The organism is Streptomyces sp. WAC07094 (assembly GCF_036320405.1).
Classification (GTDB): Bacteria; Actinomycetota; Actinomycetes; order Streptomycetales; family Streptomycetaceae; genus Streptomyces; species Streptomyces lannensis.
In genome coordinates this window covers 1,995,547-2,012,479 of record NZ_JAVMJZ010000001.1, presented here as the reverse complement: position 1 = coordinate 2,012,479, position 16,933 = coordinate 1,995,547, and the positions used below count along the sequence as shown (strand labels likewise).

13 protein-coding genes and 1 pseudogene are annotated in these 16,933 nt (G+C 71.4%); 5 read left to right on the top strand and 9 right to left on the bottom strand.

Annotated elements, in window-relative coordinates:
• Positions 1-176: 176 nt before the first annotated feature.
• From RCR19_RS08815 to RCR19_RS08805, 3 genes are all read right to left on the bottom strand, one after another.
• Complete coding sequence (locus tag RCR19_RS08815) at positions 177-2,021, bottom strand: M1 family aminopeptidase (RefSeq protein ID WP_331264630.1); 1,845 nt, start codon at positions 2,019-2,021, stop codon at positions 177-179.
• 288 nt (positions 2,022-2,309) lie between these two features.
• Positions 2,310-2,630 (bottom strand): hypothetical protein, encoded by a 321-nt coding sequence (locus RCR19_RS08810; protein WP_331264629.1) that lies wholly within the window; start codon positions 2,628-2,630, stop codon positions 2,310-2,312.
• A complete protein-coding gene (locus RCR19_RS08805) occupies positions 2,587-3,252 on the bottom strand; it encodes a helix-turn-helix domain-containing protein (protein ID WP_331264628.1) in 666 nt (221 codons plus the stop codon). The genes RCR19_RS08810 and RCR19_RS08805 overlap by 44 nt, the downstream gene beginning before the upstream one ends.
• Positions 3,253-3,426: 174 nt before the next feature.
• Between RCR19_RS08805 and RCR19_RS08800 the strand changes: the two genes are divergently transcribed.
• Entirely contained in the window at positions 3,427-4,308 is an 882-nt protein-coding gene (locus RCR19_RS08800) for an alpha/beta hydrolase (protein ID WP_331264627.1), read from the top strand.
• 93 nt (positions 4,309-4,401) lie between these two features.
• On the opposite strand, the gene RCR19_RS08795 is transcribed toward RCR19_RS08800, so the two are convergent.
• Entirely contained in the window at positions 4,402-5,562 is a 1,161-nt protein-coding gene (locus RCR19_RS08795) for a magnesium and cobalt transport protein CorA (RefSeq protein ID WP_331264626.1), read from the bottom strand.
• Between the two features lie 194 nt (positions 5,563-5,756).
• The gene (locus RCR19_RS08790) at positions 5,757-6,251 is read right to left on the bottom strand and encodes a hypothetical protein (protein WP_331264625.1); all 495 of its coding nucleotides are present in this window, start codon (positions 6,249-6,251) and stop codon (positions 5,757-5,759) included.
• A 113-nt stretch (positions 6,252-6,364) separates the two neighbouring features.
• On the opposite strand from RCR19_RS08790, the gene RCR19_RS08785 reads away from it, so the two are divergent.
• Both RCR19_RS08785 and RCR19_RS08780 read left to right on the top strand, forming a co-directional pair.
• Complete coding sequence (locus RCR19_RS08785) at positions 6,365-6,922, top strand: hypothetical protein (protein ID WP_331264624.1); 558 nt, start codon at positions 6,365-6,367, stop codon at positions 6,920-6,922.
• A 72-nt stretch (positions 6,923-6,994) separates the two neighbouring features.
• Positions 6,995-8,128: a winged helix DNA-binding domain-containing protein gene (locus RCR19_RS08780; RefSeq protein WP_331264623.1), complete on the top strand. Its 1,134-nt coding sequence runs from the start codon at positions 6,995-6,997 to the stop codon at positions 8,126-8,128.
• 217 nt (positions 8,129-8,345) lie between these two features.
• On the opposite strand, the pseudogene RCR19_RS08775 reads toward RCR19_RS08780, so the two are convergent.
• From RCR19_RS08775 to RCR19_RS08765, 3 genes and pseudogenes are all read right to left on the bottom strand, one after another.
• Positions 8,346-8,486: pseudogene (locus RCR19_RS08775) on the bottom strand (serine protease); the annotation flags it as partial.
• A 253-nt stretch (positions 8,487-8,739) separates the two neighbouring features.
• Positions 8,740-11,544 (bottom strand): AAA family ATPase, encoded by a 2,805-nt coding sequence (locus tag RCR19_RS08770; protein WP_331269387.1) that lies wholly within the window; start codon positions 11,542-11,544, stop codon positions 8,740-8,742.
• Between the two features lie 231 nt (positions 11,545-11,775).
• Positions 11,776-12,612, bottom strand: a complete 837-nt coding sequence (locus RCR19_RS08765) for a helix-turn-helix transcriptional regulator (RefSeq protein WP_331264622.1) — start codon at positions 12,610-12,612, stop codon at positions 11,776-11,778.
• 101 nt (positions 12,613-12,713) lie between these two features.
• On the opposite strand from RCR19_RS08765, the gene RCR19_RS08760 reads away from it, so the two are divergent.
• Both RCR19_RS08760 and RCR19_RS08755 read left to right on the top strand, forming a co-directional pair.
• On the top strand, positions 12,714-14,393 hold the full coding sequence (locus RCR19_RS08760; protein WP_331264621.1) for an AMP-binding protein: 1,680 nt from the start codon (positions 12,714-12,716) through the stop codon (positions 14,391-14,393).
• Complete coding sequence (locus tag RCR19_RS08755) at positions 14,390-15,997, top strand: AMP-binding protein (protein WP_331264620.1); 1,608 nt, start codon at positions 14,390-14,392, stop codon at positions 15,995-15,997. Before RCR19_RS08760 ends, RCR19_RS08755 begins: the two co-directional genes overlap by 4 nt.
• A 90-nt stretch (positions 15,998-16,087) precedes the next feature.
• On the opposite strand, the gene RCR19_RS08750 is transcribed toward RCR19_RS08755, so the two are convergent.
• Positions 16,088-16,885 carry a hypothetical protein gene (locus tag RCR19_RS08750; protein WP_331264619.1) on the bottom strand — a complete coding sequence of 266 codons (798 nt, stop codon included), beginning with the start codon at positions 16,883-16,885 and terminating at the stop codon, positions 16,088-16,090.
• Positions 16,886-16,933: the final 48 nt, after the last annotated feature.

Genomic DNA, 16,933 nt, shown 5'->3' with positions numbered 1-16,933 from the left:
CTTGTGAAGCTTTCATGGTGAAATGTGCGCCGGTGGCCGCGTCGAGCGGAGACCGGGACGGGGCCGACCGCGTGAGGGGCCGGGGCTTCTCACGCGGTCGCCGGCGGTCTTCGTCCGTGTCACCGGTGCGCCGCGGTGACGCCGCAGGGCGTTCACCGCGACGCACCGGTGGTGCGTCAGCCCTCGATGCGGTGCGTGGTCCAGAACGAGGTCAGGTCCGTGGTCGTGGCCGCCTGGGCGGCCGCCCTGAACTCGGCCGTGGTCGAGACGCCGTACCGGTGAGCGGTGGCGTAGTCCTTCAGCAGCTTGGCCATGGCGGTGTCGCCGAGGATGCGTCGCAGATCGTGCAGCGCGCACTTGCCGTAGCCGTAGACGACGGTGGAGTACCGGGAGGAGTGGGCGTCCCAGTAGGCCATCGAGTTGGTGATCTTCTCCGCCGACGAGACCCAGGAGACGCTGTTCCAGCAGTTGGCGCCCGTCTTGTCAAGCGCCAGGTCGGTGGCGTAGTCGGTGAACGCCTCGTCGAGCCAGGGGTTGTTGTACTCGTCGTCGCCGACGATCCCGTACCACCACTGGTGGCCGATCTCATGGGTGAGCGCCGTGGTGCTGACCAGGTCGAGGACGAAGCCCGGGTACTCCATGCCCCCGAACCAGAAGTTGTTGTCGATCACCGCGTCCAGCTCGCCGTACGGGTAGGCGCCGAAGCGTGCGGCGTGCGCGTCCACGGCGGACTTCGCGGTGGTGAGCATCGACTGCGCGCTGGAGGAGCTGATCCCGGAGACGGAGTAGATGTTGACCGGGACGCCGGCGCTCGAGGAGCCGGAGACCTTGGTGAAGGGGCCGGCGGCCCAGGCGAAGTCACGGACCTTCGAGGCGGTGGCGGTGGTGGTCGTGCGGCCGCCGGTGCCCGGGGTGTCGGTCGATGTGCCGGTGGCGGGCACCAGCAGGCTGCTCGGGTGGTCCAGGGTCACCTGGAAGTCCGCGGCCAGGGAGTAGAAGGACTCGCCGTTGTTCGTGTACGGGTCCAGGTGCCACCCCGTGCCGTCCCGGACCGCGAGGACGGGCAGGGCGTTGCCGACGAAGCTGAACGCCCCGTCGTGGCCGAACCGGTCGGCGCCGCTGGGGACGGTGATGCCCAGGTCGAAGCCGATCGTGGCGGTCTGCCCCTGGGCCAGCGGCGTGGGCAGGTCGACCCGCAGGGCGGTGCAGCCGACCGACAGGGGACCCGCGGTGCCGCCGGTGAGGTTGCGGACGGTGATCGGCGGGGCGGAGCACGTGCCGTGGTAGTTGTCCCACAGCCTCAGATACACCTCGGTGAGCGCGGTGGAGGAGGCGTTGGTGAAGGTCGCGCTCTCGTGGCCGGTCCATACGGTGCCGCTCGAGTCGCTGCTCAGACTGACGGTGTAAGAGGGGGCGGCGGGGGTGCGCGTGGAGTCCGCAGGCGGGGTCGTACCCCCGTCCGAGGCGTCGAGGGCGACGTCGTCGAGGACGAAGCTCGTCTGGAGGCTGGAGTCCTCGGAGCCGGAGAAGGCGAGGGACACGGTCTGGCCCGCGAACGCCGAGACGTCGAACGACTTCTGCACGTACCCGGTGTTCCTGTCGAGATTCGAGTACGTCGCCAGGGTCGTGCCGCCGATCTTCGCCGTCAGCTTGTCGTAGGCGACGGACGACGTCGTCTCGGCGGTGTCGATGTGCAGCCAGAACGTGAGGCGGGCGCTGCCGCATCCGGCCGGGATCGAGACGGACTGCGAGAGGCTGTCGGTCCGGGTCCTGCCGGTACCGTCCAGCCAGGCGAAGCCGGTTCCGCCGTGAGCGGTCTGACCGGCACGGCTGGTGATCACGGTGGTCGGGGACTGGGTCCAGGGCGATGTGCCGCTCTCGAAGCCGCTGTTGGCGACCACCTGGGCCGGGGAGCAGGCGGCGGGCGCCGCGGACGCCGAGGTGACGGGGAGCGACAGTGCGGCGATCGTTGCGGCTGCGAGCGCGCCTGCGGCGAGGGCCTTGTGGGGGGTTGGTCTCACACGAAACTCCTTTGCGGCGGCCGGGTTTCCGGCCTGCTCGGTGGCCGACGGCCGACGGGGTGCGTCGGAGGTCGGCCGCGGGTCTGCGCGTACCGGTTTGCGTGATCGTTGGGGAGAGACGTCCGCCGTGTCCGCCCTGCGGGCAGGCCGACGGCCGTCAAGAGCGTGACAGGTTTGACAAGAACATGCCACCATGCGACCTTCGGGCGCCCAGGGGCGCGTCCGCCGGTGTCCGGAGCCGGTCCCGTCGTTTGAAGATCACGTACAGCGTGGTGCGGACGATCCCGCTCAGGGCGTGGCGGCGGACTGTCCGTCGCTGATCAACAGATGAAGGCGGCGCAGGCGGTCCGAGGTATCCGTGCCCGGCACGGGTTGGAGCATGAGAAGCCGTTGCCGGGACAGTGGGCTGGCGAGAACGACACAGTCCAGATCGAGGTGCCCCACGTGCCGGTGGAACACCGTCTTGGTCGGGCAGTGCAGCGTCGACACCCGGTGCCGGTCCCACATCTCGGCGAACTCCCTGCTGGCTTCGCGCAGATCGGAGACCAGTGTCGCCGCGGCGGGATCATGGCCGCGCTGCGTGACCCGTGGCTCTGAGGTCGGCCACATACGACAGGCTGGTCGCCTCTTCCTCCTGCGGCGACGGAGAGCGCAGTACGGAACGCCAGTGCGCGGAGGTGAACCACTGCCACGTCAGGTTCTTCTCGTGGCCGGGCCGGTCGGCGAACGAGCCGAACAACGCGAGGTTCAAAGGGTTCTGTACGACGACGTTGGAGAGGTCGTCGGAGATGAACGCGGGGGTCGTGGCCGCCACGGCGTCCAGCGTGTACGCCAGCCCCGGGTCGACGTAGTCCGCCGGCTCGGCCGGTGTCGGCGGCGCATGCCCGGCCAGCAGATACAGATGGTGCCGTTCGTCGGGTGTCAGCCGCAGGGCGGTCGCGATGCCCGCCAGCATCGAGGCCGAGGGCTGAGGCCCGCGTGCCTGCTCAAGGATTTCGTAGTAGGCGGTGGACATGTTGGCCATCGCCGCCACCTCGTCGCGGCGCAGCCCGGGAGTACGGCGCCGGGTGCCGGGGGCGAGGCCGAGGTCCTCCGGACGCAGGGCCGTACGGCGACGGCGGAGGAAATCTCCCAACTGGATCCGGTCCGCCGTCCGGGTACCCGGGGTGGGCCTCCAGTCCGGGTCGGTCCCGGGGATCGGATCGCGGGCCGCGTCGAGAGGGTGCGTCATGAGCCGCATCGTCGCACTTGAGCCGTCGCCCCGCGCAGACGGGCCGATGGCGACCGCCCGTTTTATCCACCGTTCGTCACTACGTGGCTGAGCCGTATTCCCGTCAACCGCGAATGATTACGGTCCCCTTGGGCCCAGTCGGGCCGGTGGAGACGAAAGTCGGGAGAGACCAGCATGCAAGCCGCAACCCCCGTCGTCCTCGTTCATGGTTTCTGGCACGGGAGTTGGTGCTGGAGTCTGGTCAGCGAGCAACTCGCGAGCCGTGGCGTCGCCTCGGTCGCCGTGGACCTCGACGGACACGGTCTGAAGAGCCGCTCGCCCCGATCCCGGTGGCGGCGACCGTTCGACCCCGGTGCCTTTGCGGTGGAGCCCTCGCCGGTCGCCGGGATCACGGCGTCCTCCGCTGCCGCGAGCCTGGTCGAGCAGGTGCGGCGCGTCGGACACGGGCGGCCGTGTCTGGTCGTGGCGCACAGCATGGGCGGCACCGTGGCCACCGCCGCCGCGGAACAGGCGCCGGAGCTGTTTGCCGAACTCATGTACCTGGCGGCGTTCGCCCCGGTCGGCGGGATGCCGACGGCGCACTACATCGGCTTGCCCGCGAACGCGGGAGAGCTGGTGGCGAACGGGCTCTCGGCGGACCCGGCTTCCGTCGGCGCACTGCGCTTCGACACGGGCGACAGCGACCGGTGGGCCGCCATCCGCGAGGCGTTCTACAACGACGACATCGACAGGACGACCGTCGAGGCGGCCATCTCCATGCTGACGCCCGACGCACCCGCCGGCATCGCCTCCGAACCGGTCACCGTGACCGCCGAACGGTACGGTGCGGTCCCGCACAGCTACGTCGTCTGCGCCCGGGACAACGCGATACGGCCCGCGTTGCAGCGCCTCATGATCGGCGAGATCGACGCCATTTCGGCCGAGCCGACGACGGTCGTGGAATTCGACTCCTCACACTCGCCTTTCCTCTCGCAACCGGCCGCCCTCGCGGAGGTCATCCAGGCGGCATACATGGCGGCACACCGGCCTGACCGGGTGCGGACCGCCGGCGTGTGACGCGGTCCGGGCATGCGTGGATGTGCCGGCGCCGAACACCTCACCGTCACCGATAGCCGGCAGCGGGGCTTCGAGTGGGGTGCGCGCTCGACCCTAGAGCCAGTCCCGTCGCTTGAAGATCACGTACAGACTGGCGCACACAACGCCCATCAAGCCGATCGCGAAGGGGTACCCGAACCCCCAGTGCAGTTCGGGCATGTGGGAGAAGTTCATGCCGTAGATCGTGCCGACGAGTGTGGGAGCGAAGAGAATCGCGGCCCAGCTGGAGATCTTCTTGATCTCCTCGTTCTGCTCGAAGCCCGCCTCGGCCAGTGCCCGCATCTCCGCGTTCTGCTGCTGGGTGACGAGCGTGGCGTTCACCGTCAGGATGTCCGCCAGCGCCTGGCGGAATCCGTCGACGCGCTCACTGGTGTGGGTGACGTGGTCGGCCACGTCCCGCAGATAGCGCTGGAGTTCCTCGTCCGTGCCGTACTTCGCGAAGCCGGCCATCAGGGCGTGCAGCATGCCCACCAGAGGGCGCGTGGCGCGCTGGAACTCCACCATCTCCCGGGAGAGTTCGTAGATGCGGCGGGAGACCTCCGGGTCACCGCGGAAGACCTCGGTCTCGATCTCGTCGATGTCGATCTGCACGCCCTCCACCACGGGGGCGTATCCATCGACCACCGCGTCGAGGATCGCGTAGAGCACCGCCTCCGGGCCCAGCCCGAGGAGTTCCGGTGACTCCTCCATACGCTTGCGGACCGCCGACAGGTCCGGCGCCGCGCCGTGCCGGACCGTGACGACGAAGTCCGGGCCGACGAACACATGGAGCTCGCCGAAGTCGACCTCCTCCGGGGCGTCCAGATAACGGGCCGCGCGCAGCACGACGAAGAGCGTTTCGCCGTACCGCTCCAGCTTCGGCCGTTGGTGCGCCTCCATCGCGTCCTCCACCGCGAGCGGGTGCAGGTCGAACTCGTCGGCCAGGGACAGCAGTTCCGCCTCGGTGGGGCGGGCCAGACCGATCCACGCCATGCCGTCCCGCTCGTCCAGCAGTTCACGGAAGGTGTCGGCGAGGGTGGCGGGTGAGGAGATGCGGACGCCGTCCCGGTACAGGGCCGCCTGCACGATGCTGCCCGTGTCCGCCGGTTCCTCGGGCGCCGGCGCGGGGGCGGGCGCCGCGGAACCCGCGGGCGGGGCCGCCGCCTGGGTCAGGGCGCGGCGCCAGACGGACTTCCTGCCGTTCCTCGGGGCCGGACGGGCACGACGCTCGGACATCGCGGCAGCCTCCCGTGTCGAACGTACGTCTGTGTGATCACGGAGCAGGATATACGGGCGATAGGGCCCATCTCCGCAGAGAACCGGGCCGGAGGCCGTGTCGGACGCTCGGCGAGCGTTGGGGTCACGTCACGGTCATCGGTCCACGTCTGTCCCGAGAATGCCGGAGTACACGTGGACCCGGTGCGCCCGTGTCATGCGGAGGGGTCCACGTTCCACACCTCCGGCAGGTCACCACCGCAGAAGACGCAGACGAAATGGTCCTCACGTACGACATTGTGCTCCCGGCAGCCGGGACAGCGCCGGAACACCACCTCGTGGGTGAAGCCGGACAGGTGCTCGAGGCCCACCTGATCCAGGGCTCGGGCGACCGCCGGCCAGGAACTGGTGTCCGGGCAGTACCCGGTCGAATGATTGCTGACGTGGTCGGTCACCCAACGGCCCCCCGCCTCACGGCTGAAGGCGATCTCGCCGGCGCTCAGCACGGGCTCGCCGCCGGCACACGCCACATGCTCGCTCCGTCGTGGTGCCAGCCGCAGCACGCCGTCGGTGCCCACCACGAAGGTGAACGGCTCTGCCAGATCGGCCGCCGATCGCTCCGCGACCCACCCGTCGAAGTCGTCGGCCGAGCCGATCCGTCGGCCGCTGCCGCCGGGTAGGAGCCCGGTGCTCAGGTCGACCGGTCCCACATACCGATAACTCCGCCGCTGAACGCTCACACGGGCCAACCCAGGGCACGTCCGAAGGCCGACCGAGGTTCGTCGGGTGACGCGGGCGGCCGCCCACTGGCACGCTGCCGTCCATGGATCGTTCCGAGGTGCTGCTCATCGGCGGGCGGGCCGGGGTCGGCAAGACGACGGTGGGGTGGGAGGTTTCGGCGCTGCTGCGCGCCGCGGCCGTTGCCCATGCGGTCATCGACGGTGACTTCATGGGGCAGGTGCACCCGGCGCCGGAGGGGGACCCGGACCGCTCCGAGGTCACCGAAAGCAATCTGAGGGCCGTGTGGGCGAACTTCGCGCAACGCGGTTACCGCCGCCTGATCTATACGAACACCTCGTGCGTATTGCCCGAGGCGACGGGGATGTTCGAGCGCTCCATGGGGACCGGGGTGAGGATCGTACGGGTACTGCTCACCGCCTCCGACACCACGGCCCGTGCGCGGCTGGAGGGCCGGGAGCTCGGTTCGGAGCTGGCGAAGGAACTGCAGGGCAGCGCCCGCAAGGCACGTCTCCTGGACGAGCGGGTGCCGGCCGAGGTGCCCCGCGTGGTGACGGACGGCCGGTCCGTGGTGGACATCGCCCTGGACGTCGTCGCGACCACCGGCTGGGGCGGGTCCCGTTCGGGCGGCCGGGAGGTGTGAGCGTGCCGGGCGCGAGTATCCGGTGGAAGTAGCGGACAGCGGCTGTCCGCAAGCGTCGATAGCGTGCGGAGCATGACGAAGACGAGTTCCGCGACACGCAAGACGGCCCGCACGGCCTCGCTGCCCGTTCTCGGTCCGCGCGCCCTCAACCGCGCCACTCTCGACCGTCAACTCCTGCTGCGCCGCTCACCGCTGTCCGCGCAGGCCGCCGTCGGCCATCTCCTCGGGCTCCAGGCGCAGAACGTCAAACCCCCGTACTACGCGCTCGCCGCCCGTCTGGAGGGCTTCGCCCCCGAGCACCTCTCGCGGCTCGTCGGCGACCGCGAGATCGTCCGCATCGTCACCATGCGCTCCACCATCCACGCCCACACCGCCGACGACTGCCTCGGCCTGCGGCGCCTGGTACAGCCGGCCCGGGACCGCGAAATCGGCCTCTTCCGCGACGGCCTCGCCGGAGTCGACCTGGACCGGCTCGCCCTCCTCGCCCGGGACCTGGTGGAGACCGAACCGCGCACCATGAAGCAGTTGCGCGAGACCCTGGCCGTCGAATGGCCGCATGCAGACCCCCAGGCCCTCGCGCTCGCGGCCCGGTGCCGGCTGCCGCTGGTCCAGGTCACCCCGCGCGGACTGTGGGGCCGCAGCGGCCGGGTCACGCTCACCACCGCCGAGCACTGGCTCGGGCGCCCCGCCGAGCCGGCCCCCGCCCCGGACGCCGTCGTCCTGCGCTATCTCGCCGCGTTCGGGCCCGCCTCGGTGAAGGACATGCGGACCTGGGCCGGACTCACCGGTCTGCGCGACGTCTTCGAACGGCTCCGCACGCGGCTCGTCACCTTCCAGGACGCGAACGGCGTGGAGCTCTTCGACCTTCCCGACGCGCCGCGGCCCGATCCGGACACCCCCGCACCGCCCCGTTTCCTGCCCGAGTTCGACAACCTGCTGCTCTCCCACGCCGACCGCACCCGTGTCGTGCCGCCGGACCTCAAGGGCCGCAGCTGGACCGGCAACCAGGCGCACCGCACGTTCCTCGTCGACGGTTTCCTGGCGGGGGTGTGGAAGCTGGAGGAGGAGACGCTCGTCATCGAGCCCTTCGGCGGGCTCACCCGTGCCCAGCGGGAGGACGTGACGCGGGAAGGGGAGCGGATGCTCGCCGTGCTGCATCCGGGAGAGCCGTACGACATCCGGTTCGGGGCCGTCGTCGGGCGGTGAGACCGCCCGTTCGTGCGATGCGCATGCCGGTTGGAGAGGGGGCGTTGCGGGCCGCTCGTGGAGGCCCGCAACGCCCCCTGGTATCGACCTGAGGGGTACTCAGGAGTCTTCGGGGCGGCTACGGCCCGATCTGCCGGGTCGCAGGGCGCGAGAGGGTGACCCGGGCTTCCGTTCCCCGGGTCACCCGCCTCGGCGGGGCCGCCGCCCGGGAAATGCTGCCTGCCAGGACGCCCCCGGTGAGCGGGAGACCGTCGCTGTCGCCCTGGCAGGTGTCCATGCCGCCGGAGAAGGAGCCGGCGGGCACCGTGTCGTACTCGGGGAAGTCGGAGCCGTGGGGGGCGCGGCAGCGGGAGTCGGAGGCGCTGCGCACGGCCGCGGCGGCCACCGGGGCGGCGGCGGTTCGTCTGGCGCGGTCGATCCCGAACACGAGTCTCCTCACGGGGTTGCCGGTGGGGGGTCGCTCGGCCGTGTTGCCCGGGCGAACGGCACGTCCCATACGCTAGAAGGCGCCGAAGCCGGGCCCAATGAGGGAACGCCCTAAGGGAGTCGGGGAGGGAAAACCCTCGGTCCGCGTCTGCGAAGCGAGCAACGGGGCTGCCGGAGGCGGGTGTTCATCCCGGTGGCCGTCCCGCCGCCAGCCGCACGATGTCCACCCGGGACCGAATCCCCAGCTTGCGGTAGACCCGCGTGAGCGTCGCCTCCACCGTCTTGACGCTGATGAACAGACGCGCGGCTATCTCCCGGTTGGTCGCTCCCTCCATGACCAGCGCGGCCACCTGGCGCTCCGTCGCGGCGAGGGCGTCCAGGGATACCGCGGCCCGGGACGCCCGGGCAGGGACCGCCTCCGCCGCCGTCTCCACCTGGCGCAGCCACGGCATGGCGCGGCAGCGGCGGAAGAGCCGTGCCGCCTCGTCGTAGGCGGCCGGTGCCGACTGCCGCCCGGGCAGAGCGGCCAGCGCGTACACCGCCCGCGCCTCCTCCAGGCCGTAACCGAGCCTGGCCAGTCGCGCCCGGCACTGGACCAGTTGCCGGGCCGCGGCGTCCGTCTCGCCACGGGCCGCGCGCGTCAGCGCCTCCGCCCGGTCCAGTACCGCGAGCACGCTCTGCCGTCCCAGGTTCAGCGCCCGGGCGCGGGTGGCGTCGACGACGCCCTGTGCCTCGGCCGGCTCCCCGATGCGCACCAGCGCTTCCGCGAGGTCGCCGTGCCAGCGCCCCCGGGCCGGATCGGTGACTCCGAGGCCCTCCTCCAACTCCCGGGCCCTGCGCAGGGAGTGGACCGCACCCGGCGCGTCCCCGGCCACCAGCCGGGCGTGCCCCAGGGCCGCCAGCGCCCGCGAAAGGTAGATCACGTCACCGTTCTTCTCGGCGCGTGCCACCGCCTCACGGGCCAGCGCCAGGGCCCGGTCCACCTCACCCCCGGCGGCCTCGGCGAGCGAGGTGAGCATTGCGCTCGCGGCCTCCCCGATCCCGGTGTCCCGGGCCAGCCGAAGGCTCTCGCGGGCGAGGTCCAGTGCCCGTCCGCAGTGGCCCGCCCGCAGTTCGGTCTCGGCGAGACCGCGCAGGAAGTGCACCTCGGCCTCGACCATCCCGCGACGGCGCGCCTCGCGCAGCAGTGCGCTGACCGTCTTGCGGGCCTCGGCCAGCTGGTCGCTCATGATCAGCCAGCGGAACCGTACCGAGCCGGCCCCGTTGTGGTCGGCGGCCACTCGCGGATCCTGCGGCTCCTTCAGCGCCCGTTTGATGGTGAGGGGCGCGTCCGGATGTCCCATCAGCGTCTCGGCCTGGGCCTGGAAGGCCAGTGCCAGCAGTTCGTTGCGCCGGTCGCCCGCTCGGGCCGCCAGGTCCGCGGCGCGCGCGCCCTCCTCCCGCGCCCGCTCGAAGTCGCCCTCCACGAGGAGCGCGCGCCAGGCGAGCTGGTAGTGCACGAGGGTCAGCAGCCGCGGGTCGTCCCCGGCGTCGGCCAGCGCCTGCGGGAAGGCCGCGTCCACCTCGGCCATGGCGTGCCCGGCGGCGTCGATGACGACCATCCAGGCCCGCACCCGGTCCGCCGGCTCCGTCGCCTGGGCGAGCACGTCGTGGGCGATGTCGCGGGCGAAGTCGGTCTCCCCGGCGGTCAGCGCGTCCGCGGCCGCCTGCAACCGGCGCTCGTCCGGGCCCGGTACGGCGCCGTCCGGGGTGTGCCGGGCCGCGAGCAGCCCGAGCTCCGCCGCCACCGACGGCGCGCCGCGGTCGCGGGCGGCGGCCGCGGCCTCAGCGAGACCTGCGGCCACTCGGGGGTCCGTACCCGTGCTCGCGAGCGCGAGATGACGGGCCCGTTCGATCGGATCGGAGGCAGCCGTGGACAGCGCGGCGTGCGCCGCCCGCCGCTCCTGGGCGTCGGCCTGCGCGTACAGAGCGGCGGATATCAGCGGGTGCGCGAACCGCACACCGGGCGCGTCCTGTTCGGTCACGAGCAGCCCGAGGGCCGCGGCCTGCGCGGTGTCCGCCTCCGCGTTCGTCCGGCCCGCCGCGTGCAGCAGGGCCAGGGTGGGCCGGGCGCCCGCGCTCGCCACCAGCAGGGTGCGGCGCGCCTCCGCGGACAGCGCCTCCAGCCGGTTGAGCACCAGGGCCCGCAACGAGGTCGGCACGGGCAGCGGTTCACCGGGGCTCGGCGGCGTCGTGCTCTCGAAGAGGGCACGGCCGAGTTCCAGCGCGAACAGCGGATTGCCGCCGCTGGTGCGGTGGATGTCCCGCACGGTCGAGCGGGGCAGGCCGGTGTAGCCGCGGTGGTCGAGGAGTTCGGCGACATGGGCGCGGGAGAGCGGGTTGATCCTGACGGCGAGCGTGTCCGGCGGGGACGCGCTCAGATAGCGGTCTTGCTCCTGGCCCTGCGGTTCGGTGTGGGTGCGCACCGCGCACAGCATCTGGACGGGTGTGCCGCCGAGCCGCCGGGCGGCGAAGCCGAGCAGTTCAGCGCTGGCCGGGTCGAGCCACTGGAGGTCGTCGGCGACGATCAGCACGGGGCCGCGGGCGGCGAGGGCACGCAGGGTGGACAGCACCGCGAGCCGCAGTGCGAGTCCGTCCCGTTGCAGGGTGGATTCGCCGCGGCCGGTGAGCGCCGACTCCAGCGCGGTGCGCTGCGGGGCGGGCAACCGGTGGGCGACCTCGTCCACCACGAGGCCGAACAGATCGGCGAGGGCCAGGAAGGGCAGATGCGATTCGGACTCGGTCGCCGAGCAGCGCAGGACGGTCCGTACCTCTTCGCCGTATTCAGCGGCCAGCGAGCGCAGAACCGTCGACTTTCCAATTCCCGCCGGTCCGTGCACCAGCACACTTCCTCCGGCGGCGAGTTGCCCCCGTGCGCCGGCGAACAGCTCCTCCCGGCCGATGACCAGGTCGGGGCGGGGTCTGCCAGGCTCCTTGAACTCCCGTCGCACGGTCACCGCTCCCCTCAGGTGTGTCGTGTCCTGGCCAATATTAGGCAACCTGCCATTGAATTCTGGACGGACAGCCGTGGTGAGGGAAACAACAGCTGTGTGGCGCAGGGGAATTCATGGGGACTGCCGAATGAATGGAGTGCCGGCGATCCGGAGGTCCGCACAAGGGGACGGGTGGGTGGTAATCCGCCCGGCGTCCGCCGGGCCGGGGTGCGGCGACCGGCAAGGGGCCTAGGGCAGTATCCCCGCCCGCCGCGCCGCCACCACCGCTTCCCATCGCGTGTGCGCTCCCAACTTCCGCATGGCCGACCGTAGATAGCCCTTGACGGTCTCCGGACGCAGCCCCAGCCGCTCCGCCGCCACCGCGTTGGTGGAGCCCACCGCCACGCAGGACAGCACGTCCACCTCTCGAGGGGAGATACCCACGGATGCGGCGGAGGACTCCGGGGACACCGCACCCGCGAGACGCCCGCAGACCTCGAGGACCTCGGCCCGCACCGCCGGGTCCTCGATCCGCTGGGCCAGTGCGCGCAGCGTGCCATGTGCCTCGCGGACCTGCTCCCAGGCCGCGTCCGACGGCCCCGCCGGCTCCCGGACCGCCGTCAGCAGGGCACGCGCCTCGTCCCGTGCGACCAGCGCCTGCTCCACGTCCCGCGCCGCGTCCACCGCCGCGCTCAGCGCGCGGTCGCCCAGGGGCTGGGCGGACCGCAGGGCGCCGTACAGCACCCCGCGCACCCGGCGCCGCACCACGACCGGCACCGCCAGCACGGACTTCAGACCCTCCGTGGCCACCGCCGCGTCGTACTCGTGGCTGATCCGCCGGGAGGCCGAATAATCGGTCACCGCGCACGGCCGGGCCAGCGCCGCCACCTTTCCGCCCAGACCGTTGCCGGAGACGACGGCCAGCGAGCTGAGCGCCGTCGTCGTATTGCCGCTGAGTTCGCTGATGCGGATCTGCGGCCGTCCGGACTCCACGAGTCCCCCGAAGGCGACCGGCAGCCCCGTGGCGCGCCGCAGCCGCACCAGTGCGCCGCGCACCTCCACCGCCTCGGCTGCGTCTGCTGCCACGTGCTCGCCCTTTCATCGTGGCGTACCCCCGTTCGGGGGTGGTGAGACCTGCATCACGGATTACACGATGTTAGGTGGCTGTCCGGCAATGAGGAGGACACATGACGGCGAACACGGACGCGACGGAGGCCTTCCGGGCCGCGCGGGACTTCCTGCTGGAACATCGCGAGGACTACGAGGCGGCGTACTCGGGCTTCCGGTGGCCGCGCCCGGCGTACTTCAACTGGGCGCTCGACTGGTTCGACGTCATCGCGTACGGAAACGACCGCACGGCGCTGCACATCGTGGAGGAGGACGGCACCGTCACCCGGCTGTCCTTCGCGGAGATGGCCGAGCGCTCGAACCGCGTGGCCAACCGGCTCCGGGAGTGGGGTGTGCGCGCCGAGGACCGTGTCCTCGTCATGCTGGGCAACCAGGGCGAGCTCTGGGAGACGGCGCTGGCCGCGATGAAACTGCGCGCGGTGGTCATCCCGGCCACTCCGCTGCTCGGCCCCGCCGACCTGCGCGACCGCGTCGAGCGCGGCCGGGTGCGGCATGTCGTCGTCCGCGCCGGGGACACCGCCAAGTTCGACGAGGTGCCCGGCGACTACGGCAGGATCGCGGTCGGCGGCGCGCCCGAGGGCTGGCGGGCGTACGAGGACGCGTACGCCTCGGACGCCGACTTCCGGCCGGACGGCCCGACGCACGCCGACGACCCCCTGATGCTGTACTTCACCTCTGGCACCACCGCCCGGCCCAAGCTGGTCGAGCACACCCATGTCTCGTATCCGATCGGCCACCTGGCGACCATGTACTGGATCGGCCTGAAGCCCGGGGACGTGCATCTCAACATCTCCTCGCCCGGCTGGGCCAAGCACGCCTGGTCGAACCTCTTCGCCCCGTGGAACGCGGAGGCGACCGTCTTCCTCTACAACTACACACGCTTCGACGCGACCCGGCTGATGGCCGAGATGGACCGCGCGGGCGTGACCACCTTCTGCGCCCCGCCGACCGTGTGGCGCATGCTCATCCAGGCCGACCTCGGCCAACTGCGCACCGCCCCGCGCGAGGCGGTCGCCGCGGGCGAACCGCTCAACCCCGAGGTGATCGAGCGGGTGCGGCACTCCTGGGGCGTGACCGTGCGGGACGGTTTCGGGCAGACGGAGACGGCCGTACAGGTCTCCAACAGTCCTGGTCAGCCGCTGAAGACGGGGTCCATGGGCCGTCCCAGCCCGGGATTCCGCGTCGAACTGCTCGACCCCGTGACCGGGGCGCCCGGCGTGTCGGAGGGCGAGATCGCCCTGGACCTGTCCGAGCGGCCGGTCGGTCTGATGACCGGCTACCACGCGGACGCCGAACGCACCGCGGAGGCGATGTCCGGCGGCTACTACCGCACCGGGGACATCGGTGCACGCGACGAGGACGGATACATCACCTATGTCGGGCGCTCCGACGACGTGTTCAAGGCGTCCGACTACAAGATCTCCCCCTTCGAGCTGGAGAGCGCGCTCCTCGAACACGAGGCGGTGGCCGAGGCGGCCGTGGTGCCCGCGCCGGACGAGGTGCGCCTCGCGGTGCCGAAGGCGTACGTCGTGCTCGCCGCCGGCTGGGAGCCCGGACCGGACACCGCGAAGGTCCTCTTCGAGCACTCCCGCCTGGTGCTGGCCCCCTACAAGCGCATCCGCCGGCTGGAGTTCGGCGAGCTGCCCAAGACCGTGTCCGGCAAGATCCGCCGGATCGAGCTGCGCGAGGCAACGGCCGCCGGCTCCGAACACGAGTACCGCGAGGAGGACTTCCGGTGACCGAACCGTCGTACACGCACGGAACGAGCGGGACGTCCCTGCTGGGGGACACGATCGGGGACGACCTGGACCGGGCCGTGGCCGCCTGGCCGGAGCGTGAGGCACTCGTCGACGTCGCGTCCGGGCGGCGCTGGACCTATGCGCGGTTCGCGGAGGATGTGGACCGGCTGGCCTGCGCGCTGCTGGGGAGCGGGGTCGCCAAGGGCGACCGGGTGGGTATCTGGGCCGTCAACTGCGCCGAGTGGGTGCTGGTCCAGTACGCCACCGCACGCATCGGCGCGATCATGGTCAACATCAATCCGGCCTATCGCACCCACGAGGTCGAGTACGTCCTCAACCAGTCCGGGATCTCGGTGCTCTTCGCCTCCGTCAGCCACAGGACGAGCGACTACCGGGCGATGGTCGAGCAGGTGCGGGGCAGCTGCCCGCAGTTGCGCGAGGTCGTCCACATAGCCGATCCGAGCTGGGACGCGCTGCTCGGGCGCGCGACGCCCGACCTGCGCGAGGGGTACCGCGTCCGCAGGAGCGAGCTGTCCTGCGACGACCCCATCAACATCCAGTACACCTCGGGGACGACCGGCTTCCCGAAGGGAGCCACCCTCTCCCACCACAACATCCTCAACAACGGCTACTTCGTGGGCGAGTTGATCGCCTACACCGAGCAGGACCGGATCTGCATCCCGGTGCCCTTCTACCACTGCTTCGGCATGGTGATGGGCAACCTCGCGGCGACCTCGCACGGCGCCTGCATGGTCATCCCGGCCCCGTCCTTCGACCCCGAGGCCACGCTGCAGGCCGTTCAGCAGGAGCGCTGCACCTCGCTCTACGGCGTGCCGACCATGTTCATCGCGGAGCTGAACCTGCCCGACTTCGCCACGTACGACCTCTCCTCCCTTCGGACGGGCATCATGGCGGGCTCGCCCTGCCCGGTCGAGGTGATGAAGCGGGTGGTCGCCGAGATGCACATGGAGCAGGTGTCCATCTGCTACGGCATGACGGAGACCTCGCCGGTGTCGCTGCAGACGCGGATGGACGACGACCTGGAGCACCGCACCGGGACCGTCGGCCGGGTCCTGCCGCACATCGAGGTCAAGGTCGTAGACCCGGCCGGGGTCACCGTGCCGCGCGGCACCGCCGGCGAACTGTGCACCCGTGGCTACAGCGTGATGCTGGGCTACTGGAACGAGCCCGACAAGACCGCCGAGGCCGTCGACCCCGGCCGCTGGATGCACACGGGCGACCTCGCGATGATGCGCGAGGACGGCTACGTCGAGATCGTCGGCCGAATCAAGGACATGATCATCCGTGGCGGCGAGAACGTCTACCCGCGCGAGATCGAGGAGTTCCTGTACAAGCATCCGAAGATCGCCGACGTCCAGGTGGTCGGGGTTCCCGACGAGCGGTACGGCGAGGAGGTCCTCGCCTGCGTCATCCCGCGCGATCCGGCCGATCCGCCGACGCTTCAGGAGGTGCGGGCCTTCTGTGAGGGACGGCTCGCCCACTACAAGGTCCCGAGCAGACTGCAGATCCTCGGCTCCTTCCCGATGACCGTCTCGGGGAAGGTGCGCAAGATCGAGCTGCGCGAGACCTACGCGCACAAGTAGGGCCTGTCGTCCGGATCATCTCGGCGTCGATCGAATGGCGCGGTCTCTCCCGGCCGACCTGATCCGAACGACGGACCCTGGGAACGGGCGTCACCGGGCCCGGCCGGCGGCCAGTTCGTCGGCCGGGCTGTTCACCGGCTGCGGTGTGCCGGTGAGGTCGAGGACGAAGAGCGGGACGTCGAGACGGTCGGCCATGGAACGCGCGTCGTCGTCGTAGCCCGCGAGTGAGAAGTAGACGCAGCGGGCGGACACGGACATGGCGGTCAGCCAGAGGCATTCCACGTCCCGCAGTTCGGCCGGGAGCAGCGTCGGGTCCACCTGCGCGAGGATCCCGCGCGCCGCGAGCCCGATCCCCTTCGGCTGCCGCTGGTCCGCGCGCCGGACGTGGCGGTAGCCGAGCCAGCGCAGATACAGCGCGGCCGCGGTGACGGCGTCCCGGGCGGTGCGGATGGCGACGGGCTGGAAGACGCCCCGGGGCGGCTCACCGTTCCCGCCGCGCAACGGGGCCGCCGTGCCACCTCCGTGCGTTGCCCCCGGGCTCGCGCCGACGGCGTCCGGGCCCGCCGGTGCGGCGGGTGCCGGTCGTGGTTCGCGGCGCAGGGGGAACCTGAGCATCGTTCCGCACGAGCAGCCCAGCTCCGGCTGCGGCCACTCGCCCACCCGGCCGCAGGAACCGCAACGGACCGTGACCCATGCGTCGTCCCAGGTGGGTCGGGTGACGACGCGCGGTGCCGCGAGGCGGTCCAGCGGCGGGGTGACGGGCGTGCCGCACGGGCACGGATAGGCCGGCGCGGTGTAGAGGTGCTCGCGCCCACAGGCCGGGCAGCGCACCGGCACGGTCTCGGGCATGGCCCACTCCAAGGCGTCGGTTCCGGACAGCTCTCCCATGGTGCTCCCGAGATCCCCCGCTTGTCCTTCGCTTCGTCAACCGGGAAG